Raw genomic sequence first — 15,527 nt, forward strand, 5'->3', positions numbered from 1 at the left:
GAAATGAGCCGTTTCTGGAGCAGCTTGACGCATGATTTGAGGCCCTACGTGCCGGGTGAACAGCCCCGTATGGTGGACCTCGTCAAGCTGAACACCAATGAGAACCCGCTCGGTCCGTCGCCGCGTGCGCTGGAGGCGATCCGCGACGCGGCAGCCGACACGCTGCGTCTTTATCCGGACCCGCAGGCGACCGCGCTGCGGGCCGCCCTGGCCGCCTATCATGGCGTGAGACCCGAGCAGGTGTTCGTGGGCAACGGCTCGGACGAGGTGCTGGCGCATGCCTTCGTCGCCCTGCTGAAGCATGATGCACCGCTGCTGTTTCCCGATATCACCTACAGCTTCTACCCTGTCTATTGTCGTCTGTTCGGTATTGCCTACGAGACTGTGCCGCTCGATCAGGCCATGCAAATCCGCATCGCCGATTATCGCCGGCCGGCCGGCGCGATCATCATCCCAAATCCGAACGCGCCGACGGGGATCGCGCTGTCCCGCGACGAGATCACGACACTGCTGGACGAGCACCCGGACGTGCCCGTGGTCGTCGACGAGGCCTATGTCGATTTCGGCGCCGAGACTGCAATTCCGCTGGTGGCGTCCCATCGGAATCTCCTGATCGTGCAGACCATGTCCAAGTCCCGCGCGCTGGCCGGGCTTCGGGTCGGATATGCGATCGGCGATGCCGATCTGATCGATGCGCTGACGCGCGTGAAGGACAGCTTTAATTCATATCCGCTCGGGCGGCCCGCCCTGGCCGGCGCGATCGCCTCGCTGGAGGACGACGCCTATTTCCAGCAGAGCCGCCTTCGCGTGATCGAGGGCAGGGAGCGGCTGACCCGCGGGCTGAAGGGCGCTGGCTTCGAGGTGCTGCCGTCGCTGGCCAACTTCGTCTTCGCGCGCCATCCCGTGCATGAGGGCGCCGCGCTTGCGGCGGCGCTGCGGGAGCAGGCGGTGATCGTCCGCCACTTCTCCGCGGCTCGCATCTCGGATTATCTGCGGATAACCATCGGCACGGATGACCAGATCGACCGGCTGTTGTCGGCGTTATCAGGGATATTGAGATAGCGCCGGCGGAAGCGCGCTCGCCACTTTGAGTGCGCGTGTTGCGAGGTGGTGGGCACGGCGCAAGTGCGCCTTTGCCCACCCTACAGGACCTCAGTCTACCACCCCTCCAGCACGATCTTGCCGCGCGACTTGCCGCTCTCGAGCAGTGCGTGCGCGCGTTTGAGATTGGCTGCGTTGATCGTGCCAAAGGTCTGGTCGAGCGTGGTGCGCAGCACGCCCTTGTCGATGAGGTCGGCGACGTCGTTGAGCAGATGATGCTGCGCGATCATGTCGGGCGTCTGGAACGAGGAGCGCGTGAACATCGATTCCCAGTGCACCGAGATCGCCTTGCCCTTGAACGTGCTCATGGTGAATTCCGGGGGATCGTCGATCAGGCCGAACCGGCCCTGGGGTGCCATGAACTCGGCGATCGATTTGTAGTGCTGATCGGTGAAGGTGAGGCTCGCCACCAGCGCGACCGGCGGCAGCTTCAGTTTCTCGATCTGCTCCTTCATCGGCTTGCCGTGATCGATCACCGCATGCGCGCCGAGATCGAGGCACCACTTCCGCGATTCCGGCCGCGTCGCGGTCGCAACCACGGTGAGGCCGGTGAGACGGCGCGCGAGCTGGATCAGGATCGAGCCGACACCGCCGGCGCCACCGGTAATGAGAAGCGTACGCGGATCGACGCTCTTGCCGGGTACTGCGCCGAGACGGTCGAACAGCAATTCCCAGGCGGTGATGGACGTGAGGGGAAGGGCGGCACCTTGCGCGAACGAGAGCGATTTCGGCTTGCTGCCGACGATGCGCTCGTCGACCAGATGGAATTCGGAGTTGGTGCCCTGGCGCAGGATCGAGCCCGCGTAAAACACTTCGTCGCCGGGCTTGAACAGCGTGACCTCGGGCCCGACGGCATCGACCACGCCGGCCGCGTCGTAGCCCAAAATCTTGGTCTCGCCCTCGGGCGGCGCGGCGCGCTTCCGCACCTTGTAATCGACCGGGTTGGCCGAGATCGCCTTCACGGCAACACGAATGTCGCGTCCCTTGGGCTCGGGCTTGGCGGTCTCGAAATCGATCAGCGCATCCTGATCCTCGATCGGAAGCGACTTCTTGTAGCCGACGGCCTTCATGGCTTGTCTCCATCAGATGGCGTATTCGCCTGCCGCTCTAACTGTCGCCCTGGCTCCCATTTGGCAAGTACTGTAAATTCGGGGATATAGTCCCTGTTTGGATACTATTGGGAAAACAAGCATGAAACGGCGCAATTTTGCCCGTCGTCCCGGCTGCTCGGTCGAGGCGACGCTGGATCTGATCGATGGCAAATGGAAGGGCGTGATCCTGTTCCACTTGCAGGCCGGTACCCAGCGCTTCGGTGAGTTGCGGCGTCGGATGCCCGGCATCACCCAGCGCATGCTGACCAAACAACTTCGCGCGCTCGAGGAGGACAAACTCGTCACCCGCAAGGTCTATGCGGAGGTGCCGCCGCGGGTGGAATACACGCTCTCCGAACTCGGCGAGAGCTTGCGCCCGGTGATCGACATTCTGAAAGCCTGGGGCGAGGGCCATCAGCAGCGGCTGTCCTGCGCGCCGGCGCCTGAAGCCGAGCCCGTCAAGAAGCCGAAGCGCGCGGCTTAGATGTTCGGGAGCGGACGATGCCGCTCCCGAACGGGGCGCGTCAGAACGCGAACTGCGTGCGTAAAGCGACCGCGTCGAACTTCGAGCCGACATCCGCCGCAGACACCGCCGAGGCCTGCTTCGATACAGTGCCATGCAAGTAGTCGAGCATGAAGCGGACGTTACCGTTGACGTACCAGTTGAGCGCCAGCGTGTAGACGTCCTGCCGGCCGCCGGCGATGCCGGCAGCGGTCGCGAGCTGATCGTTCAAGTTCATCGTGGAGTAGCGGGCTGCGATTTCCCAGGCACCCCAGCCACCACCGTTGATCGAGAACGGATTGTTTGGCTTGACGCCGCCATACGCGGCGTTGCCGGGATTGTACTTGCGGCTTTCACCGGTCAGGACATAGGCCGCCTGTGCGTAACCGCCCTGGAAATTCAGGCTCGACGTGCCGATGGGCGCCACGGCGGTATTCGCACCACGATCGATGTTGAACCAGTAATATTCGCCCTGGACCCAGAGCGGTCCATAGGTGGCCGCCGCTTCCACGCCATAAACCTGCGCGCCCGACACGTTTGCAATCGCCCCGGTCGAGATCAGCGTTGTCGGGTCGATGCGCAGTTCGGGACGATCGCTGAGCGTGAGCGTTTGCGTGTTCGCGATCAGATTGCGCGGCGGCTGGATGAGCCACTGGGCGTCGGCACCGAGATGCACCGAATAGTCGTTGCCGCTGACGACCTGGCCTGCAACACGGGCGGTCGCACCATACTGCTCGCTGGTCCCGGGAGGTAAAGCGCTCGAGGCCGAGTGAATGGCACCCGTCGTCGGCCCGGTCACATAGGCGCCGGCGTAGAACACGTCGTTGTACCAGCGGGCACCGGCGGCAGAACGGAAATCGCCGGCGGCGATATTTTGCGCAATGATGCCGACCGAGGCGCGCTCCATGAAGGCGATGTCATTGGAACTCGTGGATTCATCCATGGTCCAGGCAAGGTCCATGATGCCGGCTTCGATCGCCATCTTGCCGCCGAATGGCTTCAGGCCGGTGTAGCTCAGATAGGCGTTCTCGATTCCAGAGACGCCGCCGCCCGGATCCGATCCAGCCGCCGAGCCACCGAACCCATCGGACGAGCCGCCGAAATCGTAGATCAGCGCGAAATTCCAGTCCTCGAGGAATTTGCCGACCACGCCGATGCGCGCGCGGCGGACGTTCTCGCCGCTGTCGAGCTTCTGCGGGACTGTAGAGGCCGAGTTGGGGCGAAAGTCGTAGCCGCCGACATCCCAATGCACGCGGCTGGTGATGGCGACGCAGTTGGCTTGATCCGCGGTGCAGATCGTCGGCCGGTTGTTCGGCATTGTCACGACGACGCCGGACAACGGCGGTGCGCCTTTGACCGGAAACGCTGCGTTGGCGTTGGCGACTACGGCCTTCGCTTCCGAGCGCGCCTCGGCCTTCGCTTCAGCCTTCGCTTCGGCCTTGGCTTTCGCCGTGGCGACGGTGTTCGCGGCAGTCTGACTCTGGAGCTTGTCGAGCTTCTGTTCCAGCATCTTCAGCTGCTGCTTAAGGAGAGCGATCTCCTGGTCGCTGTTGCTTGCCGATTGTGCGTGCACCCCCGATGCCGCAAACGCGCCGGCGATACCCAGCGTTGCAGCCATGAATGTTTTCCTGGTCACGTCGTCCACTCCGTTGCTGACCAACTTCCCCAAGTCGCCACGAGAGAGCCTAAGAATGATCGATGACCATCCCGCGACAGCGCGCCACGGCTGCGATGGTTCCTACTGATGTAATTTCGCCGCAGCCGAATCCGTCACCGCCCATCATGCAGGATGACGTGCGTCATGCCAATGAGCGGCGCCCGCAAATTGTCGTTTTGCACGCAGCGCTTGCGCGCCGGCCACACCAGGGGAGGGCCGAATATTGCCGCCGGGCGCCCTTCTATTGAGGGGCGAACGCGCCTATATTCCGGCGTCTTTTCCAAGAGGTAGGAATGTTTCGAGCGAACTGGACCGCCGTCGTCACGGCATTTTGCATAGCCTTTTCGGCGCACTTCAATACGGCAGCCGCGCAAGACCGTCGCGTCCCGTCATCGCCAGCCGAGCTGCGGCTCTCATATGCGCCAATCGTGCAGCGGGTGCAGCCGGCGGTCGTCAACGTCTACGCCGCCAAGGTGGTGCAGAACCGCAATCCGCTCCTGGATGACCCGATCTTCCGTCGCTTCTTCGGCGTGCCGGGCCAGCAGCAGGAGCAGGTGCAGCGGTCGCTGGGGTCGGGCGTGATCGTCGATTCCTCCGGACTCGTCGTCACCAACGTCCATGTCATCGAAGGCGCCGACCAGGTGAGGGTGTCGCTGTCGGACAAGCGCGAGTTTGAGGCCGAGATCGTGCTGAAGGACTCCCGCACCGATCTCGCTGTGCTTCGTCTGAAGGACACCAAGGAGAAGTTTCCGGCGCTCGACTTCACCAATTCGGATGAGCTGATGGTCGGCGACGTCGTCATGGCGATCGGCAACCCCTTCGGCGTCGGCCAGACCGTGACCCACGGCATCATCTCGGCGCTCGCGCGCACGCAAGTCGGCATCACCGACTACCAGTTCTTCATCCAGACCGACGCGGCGATCAATCCCGGCAATTCCGGCGGTGCACTGGTCGACATGAACGGCCGGCTCGCCGGCATCAACACCGCGATCTACTCGCGCTCCGGCGGCTCGCAAGGCATCGGCTTTGCGATTCCGGCCAACATGGTGCGCGTCGTCGTCGCCTCAGCCAAGAGCGGTGGCACGGCGGTGAAGCGGCCATGGCTCGGTGCGAAACTGCAGGCGGTGACGCCCGAGATTGCCGAGAGCCTCGGCCTGCGCTCGCCGACCGGCGCGCTGGTCGCGAGCGTCGTTCCCAGCGGTCCTGCGGCGAAGGCCGGGTTGAAATCCTCCGATCTCATCACCGGGATCGACGGCCAGGCCGTGGACGATCCCAACGCGTTCGACTATCGCTTTGCCACCCGTCCGCTCGGCGGCAGTGCGCAGATCGACGTGCAGCGCGGCGGCAAGCCGCTCAAGCTGGCGATCGCGCTCGAGGCCGCACCCGACACCGGCCGCAACGAACTCGTCGTCACCGCGCGCTCGCCGTTCCAGGGCGCGAAGGTCTCGACCATCACGCCGGCGCTCGCCGATGAGCTGCATCTCGACGCCGACACCGAAGGTGTCGTGATCACCGATCTCGGCGGCGACAGCGCGGCCGCGAATGTCGGCTTCCAGAAGGGCGACATCATTCTGGCCGTCAATAACCAGAAGATCGGCAAGACCGGCGACCTCGAGAAGGCGGCAGGCGCAAGCCAGCGGATCTGGCGCATCACGCTGGTCCGCGGCGGTCAACAGATCAACGTCACGCTGGGCGGATGAGTCCGAAGCGACCACAGGAGACGCCAACTCTCTTTGCTGCGGCGGGGCTCGATCACGACGCCCCGCATCCGCTGCCGGACCGGCTGCGGCCGCGTGCGCTGTCGGAGGTCGTCGGCCAGGATCACATCCTCGGCCCCGACGGCGCGCTGACGCGCATGCTGGAGACGCGCACGCTGGGATCGCTGGTGTTCTGGGGCCCGCCCGGCACCGGCAAGACCACGGTGGCGCGGCTGCTCGCAGATGCGACCGATCTGCATTTCGAGCAGATCTCTGCGGTGTTCTCCGGCGTCGCCGATCTGAAGAAGGCATTTGATGCCGCGCGGGCCCGCCGCGAGATGGGCAAGGGCACGCTGCTGTTCGTCGACGAGGTGCATCGCTTCAACCGCGCCCAGCAGGATTCGTTTCTGCCGGTGATGGAAGACGGCACCGTCGTCATGGTCGGCGCCACCACCGAAAACCCGTCCTTCGAGCTCAACGCGGCGCTTCTGTCCCGCGCGCGCGTGCTGGTGTTTCGCTCGCTCGATGCCGCCGCGATCGAAAAGCTGTTCGCGCATGCCGAGGAGGTCGAGGGCCGCAAGCTGCCACTCGATGACGAGGCGCGCGCCGTGCTGGTACGCATGGCCGATGGCGACGGCCGGGCGTCGCTGACGCTTGCCGAAGAGGTCTGGCGTTCGGCGCGGGCGGACGAGATTTTCAATGCCGCGCAGTTGCAGGATATCCTGCAACGCCGCGCGCCGATCTACGACAAGTCGGCCGACGGCCACTACAATCTGATCTCGGCGCTGCATAAATCGGTGCGCGGCTCCGATCCGGACGCCGCGCTGTATTATCTCGCACGCATGCTCGATGCCGGCGAGGACCCGCTGTTCCTGGCGCGTCGCGTCGTGCGCATGGCGGTGGAGGACATCGGGCTTGCCGATCCGCAAGCGCTCGTCATCGCCAATGCCGCCAAGGACGCCTTCGATTTCCTCGGGCACCCCGAAGGCGAGCTCGCCATCGCGCAGGCCGTGGTCTATCTCGCCACCGCGCCGAAATCGAACGCGGTCTATACGGCTTTCGGCACGGCGATGCAGGTGGCAAAACAGGCCGGCTCGCTGCTGCCGCCAAAGCACATCCTGAATTCGCCGACCAAGCTGATGAAGTCGGAGGGCTACGGCGCAGCCTACGAATACGACCACGACACGCCCGACGCCTTCTCCGGCCAGGACTACTTCCCGGAAGCCCTGGGTCGCCAGACCTTCTACGACCCGCCCGAGCGCGGTTTCGAGCGCGAGATCAGGAAGCGGCTGGATTACTGGGCCAAGCTGCGCAAGGAGCGGGGTGACTCGCGCTAGAACCGGCCATTTCGCCGTGACGGGAGCCGGCTTTTAGGGTAGGCAGGCAATCATGAGCCGCCGTATCAAAAGAACCAACCAAGAGCCCCGTTCGCGCGATGAGCGCAAGGAATCGCGTCCGTTCAAGGCGCGCACCGCGAAGAAGGCCGGACCGCGTCCGGGCGGTAACCCCGGTGCGAAGCCACCGCGCTTTGCCGCCGAGCGCGCCCAGCGGCGTCCGCCCAAAGCGGAGATGGAAATGCCGGCGGCTGCAAAACCCGTCGAGGCACTGCTGCCGACCAAGGTGCAGACCGTCACCGTGACGGCCGACGAGAACAACATGCGCGTCGATCGCTTCCTCGAAGCGCGCTTTCCCGGCCTGTCGTTCTCCCACATCCAGCGCGTCGTCCGCAAAGGCGAGCTGCGTGTCGACGGCAAGCGCGTCGACAGCAAGGATCGGCTGGAGGAGGGGCAGAGCGTCCGCATTCCGCCGCTCAAGCTCGATACGCCGAAGGCCGTCGACGAGCTCTCGGAAGGCGCACAAAAGACACTCAAGGCGCTGAAGGAGATGACGATCTACGAGGACGACGACGTCCTCGTGCTGAACAAGCCGGCCGGCCTCGCCGTGCAGGGCGGCTCGGGCATGACGCGCCACATCGACCAGATGCTGGAGGTGATGCGCGATTCCAAGGGCCAGAAGCCGCGCCTCGTGCATCGTATCGACAGGGAAACGTCGGGCTGTCTCCTGATCGCCAAGACGCGCTTTGCCGCCTCGCATCTGACCGGTGCGTTCCGTTCGCGATCGGCGCGAAAAACCTATTGGGCGCTGGTGCCGGGTCTGCCGAAGCCGAAGCAGGGCCGTATCTCGACTTTCCTTGCGAAGGAGGAGAGCGAGGACGACACCATCATGCGCATCGCCCAGCATGGCGACGAGGGCGCCAGCCATGCGGTGACGTACTATGCGGTGGTCGAGACCGCCGGCAACAAGCTGACCTGGGTGTCGCTGAAGCCGGTGACGGGGCGCACCCACCAGCTGCGCGCCCACATGGAGCATATCGGCCACCCCATCGTCGGCGATTCCAAATATTTCAACATCGAGAACTGGCAGCTGCCGGGCGGCCTGCAGAACCGGCTGCATCTGCTCGCGCGCCGCATCGTCATCCCGCACCCGCGCGGCGGCTTCATCGATGCCACCGCGCCACTGCCACCGCACATGCAGCAGTCGTGGAATCTGCTCGGGCTCGACGCAAGCCGCTTTGATCCGATCGAGAACGCGCCGGAGGAGTAGGGGGGCGATCTAGTAGGGCCCGCGGCTCGCCACGTTCTCGCTGTCATCGCCCGCCTTGTGCGCACTTGCGCACTGGGGCGGGCGATCCAGTATTCCAGAGGCCGGCGTTAGAGAGCGCGCTCTGACCGCATCCGCCGCGGCGTACTGGATGCCCCGCCTACGCGGGGCATGACAGCAATGCTCAATTCCGAAACTGCTCCAGAAACATCCGCAAGCTATCATGCGGGCTCTCGACATCCGCAATCAGCCAGCCCTCCGGCCCGTTGACGAGGATGAAGTTCAGCGTCACCGGCCGGCCGTGATTGTCGAAATTCGCCGCGACATAGGTCCGGTCGTATTGCCTGCGGAGGATCGCGATTGTGACCGGGCCGAGCTTCCAGCTCGGGCTTTGCACCAGGAAATCGTAGGGCTCGGTCCGCGGCGCGGACCACGCCTTGCGTAAGGAGGGGTCGAAGAATTGCCGGGTGGTCGCATCATCCCGCGGCAGTCCCTTGGACAGCTCCGGCGCGCCCTCGCCATAATAGGCATAGACGTTGCGGACGAGCGATTCCGGGGTGCGAAAGCCGGCCTCGGCCGCGGCCAGCCAAAGCCCGGCGAACAGGCCTACAATGCCCGCAAGTTCCCTCATGCCCGCTCGCTTTATCGGCCGCCGATCTTACCTTAAAAGCCTAGCATTCAGCGGCGGAGACCGAAAACTCACATGCGCGAATTGTTCGAAGAAGCAGCCGGCCAACCCCCGCCGGATCCGCGGGAATCGGCGCGCGCGTCCGCGCGCACGGCGCTGCGCAAGCGCTTCTACAAGGAGGTGGGCGTCACGGAAGCCGAGGGCGGATTCGGCATCACGCTCGACGGCAAGCCGATCCGGACGCCCTCCGCCCGCCAGGTGGTCATCCCCGCGCGTGCGCTGGCGGATGCCGTGGCCGCGGAATGGGCGGCGCAGGGCGAGACGATCGATCCCGTGACCATGCCGCTGACGCGGATCGCCAACAGCGTGGTCGAGGGTGTGGTCGACCGCGTCGCGCTCGTCACCGATGACCTCGTAAAATACTTCGAGACCGACCTGCTATTCTATCGCGCCGGCCACCCCGAGGGCCTGGTCGCCCGCGAGGCCGCGCATTGGGACCCCGTGCTGTTCTGGGCTGCGGACGCGCTCGGAGCGCATTTCATCCTGTCCGAGGGCATCTTGCATGTGAAGCAGCCGGACGAGGCGCTCCGGGCCGCCCGGGCCGTGCTGCCGGGGGATCCCTGGTCGGTCGCCGCTCTCCACATCGTGACGACCCTGACCGGCTCGGCGCTGCTGGCGCTGGCGCTGGCCCATGGCGTGCGGGACGCCGGCCAGGTCTGGGCCGCCGCCCATGTCGACGAGGACTGGAACACTGACCAGTGGGGGGTGGACGAGGAGGCGGCCGCCCGCCGGGCCACCCGCCTGGGGGATTTCGACGCCGCCGTGGCGGTGTTGACGGCCGTGAATGCGCCCGCGGCCAAAGGTCCTTAACGAGAGGTTTACGACGGGGCCCTAGGGTGGGATTCGCGCTCCCCGGGCCCCTGAGATGCCAACGCCGATAAGCTCGATCGTTCCCGTCAGTGCCGCCAGCCCCGTGGCTGATGCGGCGACGCACGATGTTGTGCTGCATGCCGGCAGCGTCGTTGATGCCAGGGTCGTCAGCGTGCTCGCCGACAATCTGGTGCGGATCGCAATCGCCAATCTGTCGATGGACGTGATGTCCGAGGTGTCGCTGACGCCAGGGCAAAATCTCCAGCTCGCGGTGTCGCAGAACGACAGCACCATCCGGCTCGCCGTCATCAACAGCGCAGGCGAGGCGAGCGCCGATCAGGTCACACTGACGCCGGTGGCGGCGTCGCTGGTCGACAGCCCGTCGCTTGCGCCATCCGCGACCGCGGCCCGCAATCCCCTGACGCCGACAGAGCAGGTCGCCGTCACCGCAGCATCGGCCGAGGCCGTGACCAAGCAGGGTAGCCAGGCGCCGCTGTTCGCCAATCTGGCCTCCGTCGTGACCGGCAGCGATCTGCCTGTTGGCTTGAAGCAGGTCGTGCTGGACGTGTTGGCGCAACAGACGCCGCTCAACACCGCGCTCGATGGCGGCGATATCGAATCCGCCTTTCAGAAATCCGGCCTGTTTCTCGAGGCCTCGCTTGCGGCAGGCACGACGCCGCCGTCGGGCGCGGTGCCGGACCTGAAGGCCGCGCTGCTGGTGTTGCGCCAGACGCTGGCCGCGACATCAGGCAGGCTCGAGACTGCCACGCCACCCACGCAGGCTGTTGCGGTTGCGATGAACGCCGTTGCCACGGCGCAGGCCGCAAGCTTGCCGCCTCGAGTTGCAGGCGAGGCTGCGCAAGCGCCGCTGCCCGAAGCAGAGATAGCTCAATCGCCGCAAGTGCCGCGCAGTCCCAATGTGGTAGCTGCTGTGCTGGCGGACATGGCCGGCGAAACGCCGCAGGCGCTGCCGCGGACGATCTCCGCAGGCCTCGCCGCGAGCGTGCTGCAAGAGGTCACGCAAAACCTGCCGCGCATGACCGGGAATGTGCCGGGTTCGAACAAGGCCGTGCCTGACAGCCACGTCTTCGAGGCCGCTACACGCACGACGCCACCGCCATTCCGCGGCGCGCCGCCATCTCCGCAGGCGGTCGCCTCGCCATCGCTCACACCGGACACGCCGCTCGCGGCAACCGTGCACCGCCTGCTCGACGACACCGATGCCGCGATCGCGCGGCAGACGCTGCTGCAGGTCGCCTCGCTGCCCGATCGCGTCGATGCCAGCGGCCATCGCATCGATCCGACCGCTCCGCAGTGGAATTTCGAGATTCCGTTTGCGATCCCGCAGGGCACCGCGATGGCGCAGTTCGAGATCTCGCGCGACGGCGGCAACGAGCAGGCCGATCCCGCCAAGCGCGCCTGGCGCGCGCGCTTCACGCTCAATGTCGAGCCGAGCGGCCCCGTGCACGCACTGATCACGCTCAACGGTGACAAGACTTTTGTGCGGATGTGGGCCGAGCGGCCGGCGACGGCGCAGCGGCTGCGCGCCGGGATCGGTGAGCTCAATCAGGCGCTGACCAAAGCCGAACTCAAGCCCGGCGATATCGTCGTGCGCGACGGCACCCCGCCGCAAGCAGCGCCGGCGCGCACCGGGCATTTCCTGGATCGCGCCACATGAGCGAGGAGTCCAAGCTCGCAATTGCGCTGCACTACGAGAAGGGCAGCGGCGCGCCTGTCGTCGTCGCCAAGGGCAAGGGAACGATTGGCGCCAAGATCGTCGAGATCGCCAAGGCCAACGACATCCCGATCGAGGAGAACGAGATCCTGGCCGGCGCGCTCTCCAAGATCGAGCTCGGCGAGGAAATTCCGCCTGATCTCTACAAGGCCGTCGCCGAAGTGCTGGTGTTCGTGCTGCGGCTGTCGGGACGGACGCGCTAGCGCATCACGCTGGCGCGCATCTCTCTCCGCGCGTCATTGCGAGCGTAGCGAAGCAATCCAGAGTCCCTCCGAGGAAAGATTCTGGATTGCTTCGCTGCGCTCGCAATGACGGAGTGTCAATTTGCGCGCGGGCGCATCACGCCTTGTCGGCGGGCTTCTTGGCCGTCAGCGCCTGGTCGATGGCGAAGCCGCCGATCTCGCTCATCGCCTGCGAGATCACGTCGCCCTTCCGCGCAAAGCCGCTCGAGAGACAGTCGAATTGGGTCCGTGCCAGCCGCAGCACTTCGATCGGCACGGAGACGACAGTCTCGTTGAAAGCGTCGACAGAGGCGCGCAACGTATCGAGCTCGGTGGTGAGCTTGCTGATATGGCTTTCAGCGCTCTGCATCAGGCCGAGTAGCTTGCCGCGCTCGGTGTCGAACGCGGCGCGCTCGGCCGCCGCGGCCGCGGTCACATCGGCAAGCTGCGCCCGCAGCGCGGCGATCTGGCTGACCATGGCGTCGGAGGCAAGCTCTGCGCCCTCGCGCAGCTCCACGTGGCGTTTGTTTTCTTCCTGCTGCTCATGAAACAGCCGCTCGGCCGACATTGCTCGCTGCGCCAGCGACTCGATCAGGCTTGCCGCGCGCAGCAGCATCTGGCCGTTCCGACCCGACACCATGCTGGCCATCCGCCGCAGGAAGTCGGTGGTCGCGGACGCGCTGTTCGGTGGCAGGGGAACGACCGTGGCGGACATGGGGTAATGATTGCAGCCGGACGTGATGACCGCCGCCGTACCGACTGAGCTCACGCAACATTCGGCGCCTGATCGAAAGCAGAGCAAGCCTGAATCGGCAGGCCCGGTCAACCGGCGCGGGTGACAAAATGGCGGCCATCCCGCCGCCAGATCAGGCGTCCTTCTGCCGCCCGATCCGCCCAAGATGAGTGAAGCCGAAGCCGGCCGAATATTTCAGGCCATAGCCCAGGGCACGGTCGATGCCGATATGGGCGAGCCAGATCAAGGCGATGGACAAGGTGAGGGGCGAGGCGAAGCCGAAGCCCAGCGTCAGCAGGGCCACCGGTGCCATGTAGCTGTGGGCGGCGTTATAGACCAGCGCGCCGAATTTGGCGTCCGACAGGTACGCCAGGAAGCTCAGATCGGGCACGAAGAACAGCAGCGCAAAGACCAGCCAAGAGCCGCCCCAGGCCGCGTAAAGCATGACCATCCCTGCGAACAGGGTCAGGCCCTCGAGCCGCAGCAGGACGTTGACGCCGCCTGTCGCGGCCCCGGTCTCGGCAGCTCTCTCGTCCATGGTCGCCTCCCAGGCAAAACTTTGTAATTCCTTGCGCTTTCACGCTGCGGCAAGGCAGCCCTGCGGCGCCGAAAGCCGCTTCCCGGCCCGCAAAATGCCGTGTTAGAACCCCCGGCAATCGCATTTAGGCTAAGAACTGGCGGGAGCAAATGAAGAATATCCTGGACGCCCTTGAAGACCGTCGTGCCGGAGCAAAGCTCGGCGGCGGTGAGAAGCGCATCGAGGCGCAGCACGCCCGCGGCAAGCTGACCGCGCGCGAGCGCATCGAGCTGCTGCTCGACAAGGGATCGTTCGAGGAATTCGACATGTTCGTCGAGCACCGCTCCACCGAGTTCGGCATGGAGAAGACCAAGGTGCCCGGCGACGGCGTCGTCACCGGCTGGGGCACCGTCAACGGCCGCAAGACTTTTGTCTTTGCCAAGGACTTTACGGTTTTCGGCGGCTCGCTGTCCGAGACGCACGCACTGAAAATTACAAAGCTCCAGGACATGGCGATGAAGGCGCGCGCGCCCATCATCGGCCTTTACGACGCGGGCGGCGCCCGCATCCAGGAGGGCGTCGCAGCACTCGCCGGTTATTCCTACGTGTTCCGCCGCAACGTGCTGGCCTCGGGCGTGATCCCGCAGATCTCCGTCATCATGGGCCCCTGCGCCGGCGGCGACGTCTATTCGCCGGCGATGACCGACTTCATCTTCATGGTGAAGCACACCAGCTACATGTTCGTCACTGGCCCGGACGTCGTGAAAACCGTCACCAACGAGGTCGTCACCGCCGAAGAGCTCGGCGGCGCCTCCGTGCACGCCACGCGCTCCTCGATTGCCGACGGCGCCTTCGAGAACGACGTCGAGACGCTGCTGCAGATGCGGCGCCTGATCGACTTCCTGCCGTCCAACAACACCGACGGCGTGCCGGAATGGCCGAGCTTCGATGACATCGGTCGCCTCGACATGTCGCTCGATACGCTGATCCCCGACAATCCGAACAAGCCCTACGACATGAAGGAACTGATCCTGAAGGTCGTTGACGAGGGCGACTTCTTCGAGATCGCCGAAAGCTTCGCCAAAAACATCGTCACCGGCTTCGGCCGCATCGCCGGCCGCACCGTCGGCTTCGTCGCCAACCAGCCGATGGTGCTGGCGGGCGTGCTCGATAGCGATGCCTCGCGCAAGGCCGCGCGCTTTGTTCGCTTCTGCGACGCCTTCAACATCCCGATCGTCACCTTCGTCGACGTGCCGGGCTTCCTGCCGGGCACGAGCCAGGAATATGGCGGCCTGATCAAGCACGGCGCAAAACTGCTGTTCGCCTATTCGCAGTGCACCGTGCCGCTGGTCACCATCATCACCCGCAAGGCCTACGGCGGCGCCTTCGACGTCATGGCATCCAAGGAAATCGGCGCCGACATGAACTACGCCTGGCCGACCGCCCAGATCGCGGTGATGGGCGCCAAGGGCGCGGTCGAGATCATCTTCCGAAGTGACATTGGCGACCCCGACAAGATCGCCGCTCGCACCAAGGAATACGAAGACCGCTTCCTGTCACCCTTCATCGCCGCCGAGCGCGGCTACATCGACGACGTCATCATGCCGCACTCGACCCGCAAGCGGATCGCGCGGGCGCTGGCGATGCTGAAAGACAAGAAGGTGGAAACGCCGGCGAAGAAACACGACAATTTGCCGTTGTGAGGGAAGCGTAGGCGGGTCAGCGTAGTGTAGTCTGCCAATCCTTTCGACAACGCATGCGGCGGATTACGGCTACGCTTAGTCCGCCCTACAATCGGGATCTAGCATCCGCAATCCCATGACCGAAGACGATCCGACCGACGAAATCTCCGACATCGAGGACCGAATCGAGGCGCTTGCGGAGATCGCCGAGCGATGCCGAAAGTACATTCTGGCGTCCAAGATCGCCATTGGCGGCGGTGGTGCGCTATTGTTGATCACGATCCTCGGCTTGTTGGGGACAGGTCTGACCGCCGCGCTCGGATCGATCGCTTTGGTGTTGGGCGGGATCGTGTCGCTCGGTTCGAACATCAGCACGTTGCACCAGACGGAAGATGCCATTCGCGCCGCGGAGGCACTTCGGGCACAATTGATCAGCAGGATCGACCTTCGCCTCGTGGCTGATACGCCGCTGAAGTTGTTGTAGCGTCGATG

15 protein-coding genes are annotated in these 15,527 nt (G+C 65.1%); 10 read left to right on the forward strand and 5 right to left on the reverse strand.

Annotated elements, in window-relative coordinates:
* Nucleotides 1–3 precede the first annotated feature (3 nt).
* Nucleotides 4–1,062, forward strand: a complete 1,059-nt coding sequence (gene hisC, locus JJC00_RS16735; protein ID WP_200473593.1) for a histidinol-phosphate transaminase — start codon at nt 4–6, stop codon at nt 1,060–1,062.
* A gap of 95 nt (nt 1,063–1,157) precedes the next feature.
* Here the strand turns inward: hisC and JJC00_RS16740 are convergent, their stop codons facing one another.
* Entirely contained in the window at nt 1,158–2,171 is a 1,014-nt protein-coding gene (locus JJC00_RS16740) for a zinc-binding alcohol dehydrogenase family protein (RefSeq protein WP_200473594.1), read from the reverse strand.
* 121 nt (nt 2,172–2,292) lie between these two features.
* On the opposite strand from JJC00_RS16740, the gene JJC00_RS16745 reads away from it, so the two are divergent.
* Nucleotides 2,293–2,676, forward strand: a complete 384-nt coding sequence (locus tag JJC00_RS16745) for a winged helix-turn-helix transcriptional regulator (protein ID WP_200473595.1) — start codon at nt 2,293–2,295, stop codon at nt 2,674–2,676.
* 40 nt (nt 2,677–2,716) lie between these two features.
* On the opposite strand, the gene JJC00_RS16750 is transcribed toward JJC00_RS16745, so the two are convergent.
* Nucleotides 2,717–4,312, reverse strand: a complete 1,596-nt coding sequence (locus JJC00_RS16750; RefSeq protein WP_200473596.1) for an OprO/OprP family phosphate-selective porin — start codon at nt 4,310–4,312, stop codon at nt 2,717–2,719.
* A gap of 332 nt (nt 4,313–4,644) precedes the next feature.
* On the opposite strand from JJC00_RS16750, the gene JJC00_RS16755 reads away from it, so the two are divergent.
* Genes JJC00_RS16755 through JJC00_RS16765 form a run of 3 tightly spaced genes read left to right on the forward strand, consistent with a single transcriptional unit; the run spans nt 4,645 to nt 8,652 of the window.
* On the forward strand, nt 4,645–6,051 hold the full coding sequence (locus JJC00_RS16755; protein WP_200473597.1) for a DegQ family serine endoprotease: 1,407 nt from the start codon (nt 4,645–4,647) through the stop codon (nt 6,049–6,051).
* Nucleotides 6,048–7,385, forward strand: coding sequence for a replication-associated recombination protein A (locus JJC00_RS16760; protein WP_200473598.1), 1,338 nt, complete (start codon nt 6,048–6,050; stop codon nt 7,383–7,385). The genes JJC00_RS16755 and JJC00_RS16760 overlap by 4 nt, the downstream gene beginning before the upstream one ends.
* A 52-nt stretch (nt 7,386–7,437) precedes the next feature.
* Nucleotides 7,438–8,652, forward strand: coding sequence for an RluA family pseudouridine synthase (locus JJC00_RS16765; RefSeq protein WP_200473599.1), 1,215 nt, complete (start codon nt 7,438–7,440; stop codon nt 8,650–8,652).
* Between the two features lie 181 nt (nt 8,653–8,833).
* Here the strand turns inward: JJC00_RS16765 and JJC00_RS16770 are convergent, their stop codons facing one another.
* Nucleotides 8,834–9,280 carry a hypothetical protein gene (locus tag JJC00_RS16770; RefSeq protein WP_200473600.1) on the reverse strand — a complete coding sequence of 149 codons (447 nt, stop codon included), beginning with the start codon at nt 9,278–9,280 and terminating at the stop codon, nt 8,834–8,836.
* Nucleotides 9,281–9,352: 72 nt separating this feature from the next.
* On the opposite strand from JJC00_RS16770, the gene JJC00_RS16775 reads away from it, so the two are divergent.
* Genes JJC00_RS16775 through JJC00_RS16785 form a run of 3 tightly spaced genes read left to right on the forward strand, consistent with a single transcriptional unit; the run spans nt 9,353 to nt 12,085 of the window.
* Entirely contained in the window at nt 9,353–10,147 is a 795-nt protein-coding gene (locus JJC00_RS16775; RefSeq protein WP_200473601.1) for an ATP12 family chaperone protein, read from the forward strand.
* Between the two features lie 55 nt (nt 10,148–10,202).
* Nucleotides 10,203–11,825: a flagellar hook-length control protein FliK gene (locus JJC00_RS16780; protein ID WP_200473602.1), complete on the forward strand. Its 1,623-nt coding sequence runs from the start codon at nt 10,203–10,205 to the stop codon at nt 11,823–11,825.
* Nucleotides 11,822–12,085 carry an EscU/YscU/HrcU family type III secretion system export apparatus switch protein gene (locus tag JJC00_RS16785; RefSeq protein WP_200473603.1) on the forward strand — a complete coding sequence of 88 codons (264 nt, stop codon included), beginning with the start codon at nt 11,822–11,824 and terminating at the stop codon, nt 12,083–12,085. Before JJC00_RS16780 ends, JJC00_RS16785 begins: the two co-directional genes overlap by 4 nt.
* A 136-nt stretch (nt 12,086–12,221) precedes the next feature.
* Here the strand turns inward: JJC00_RS16785 and JJC00_RS16790 are convergent, their stop codons facing one another.
* Entirely contained in the window at nt 12,222–12,818 is a 597-nt protein-coding gene (locus JJC00_RS16790; RefSeq protein WP_200473604.1) for a hypothetical protein, read from the reverse strand.
* A 151-nt stretch (nt 12,819–12,969) separates the two neighbouring features.
* The gene (locus JJC00_RS16795; protein WP_200473605.1) at nt 12,970–13,374 is read right to left on the reverse strand and encodes a DUF4260 domain-containing protein; all 405 of its coding nucleotides are present in this window, start codon (nt 13,372–13,374) and stop codon (nt 12,970–12,972) included.
* A 149-nt stretch (nt 13,375–13,523) separates the two neighbouring features.
* On the opposite strand from JJC00_RS16795, the gene JJC00_RS16800 reads away from it, so the two are divergent.
* The gene (locus JJC00_RS16800) at nt 13,524–15,056 is read left to right on the forward strand and encodes an acyl-CoA carboxylase subunit beta (protein ID WP_200473606.1); all 1,533 of its coding nucleotides are present in this window, start codon (nt 13,524–13,526) and stop codon (nt 15,054–15,056) included.
* Nucleotides 15,057–15,171: 115 nt separating this feature from the next.
* Nucleotides 15,172–15,519 (forward strand): hypothetical protein, encoded by a 348-nt coding sequence (locus tag JJC00_RS16805; protein WP_200473607.1) that lies wholly within the window; start codon nt 15,172–15,174, stop codon nt 15,517–15,519.
* Nucleotides 15,520–15,527 lie beyond the last annotated feature (8 nt).

The organism is Bradyrhizobium diazoefficiens (genome assembly GCF_016616885.1).
In the GTDB taxonomy this organism is placed as follows: Bacteria; Pseudomonadota; Alphaproteobacteria; order Rhizobiales; family Xanthobacteraceae; genus Bradyrhizobium; species Bradyrhizobium diazoefficiens_F.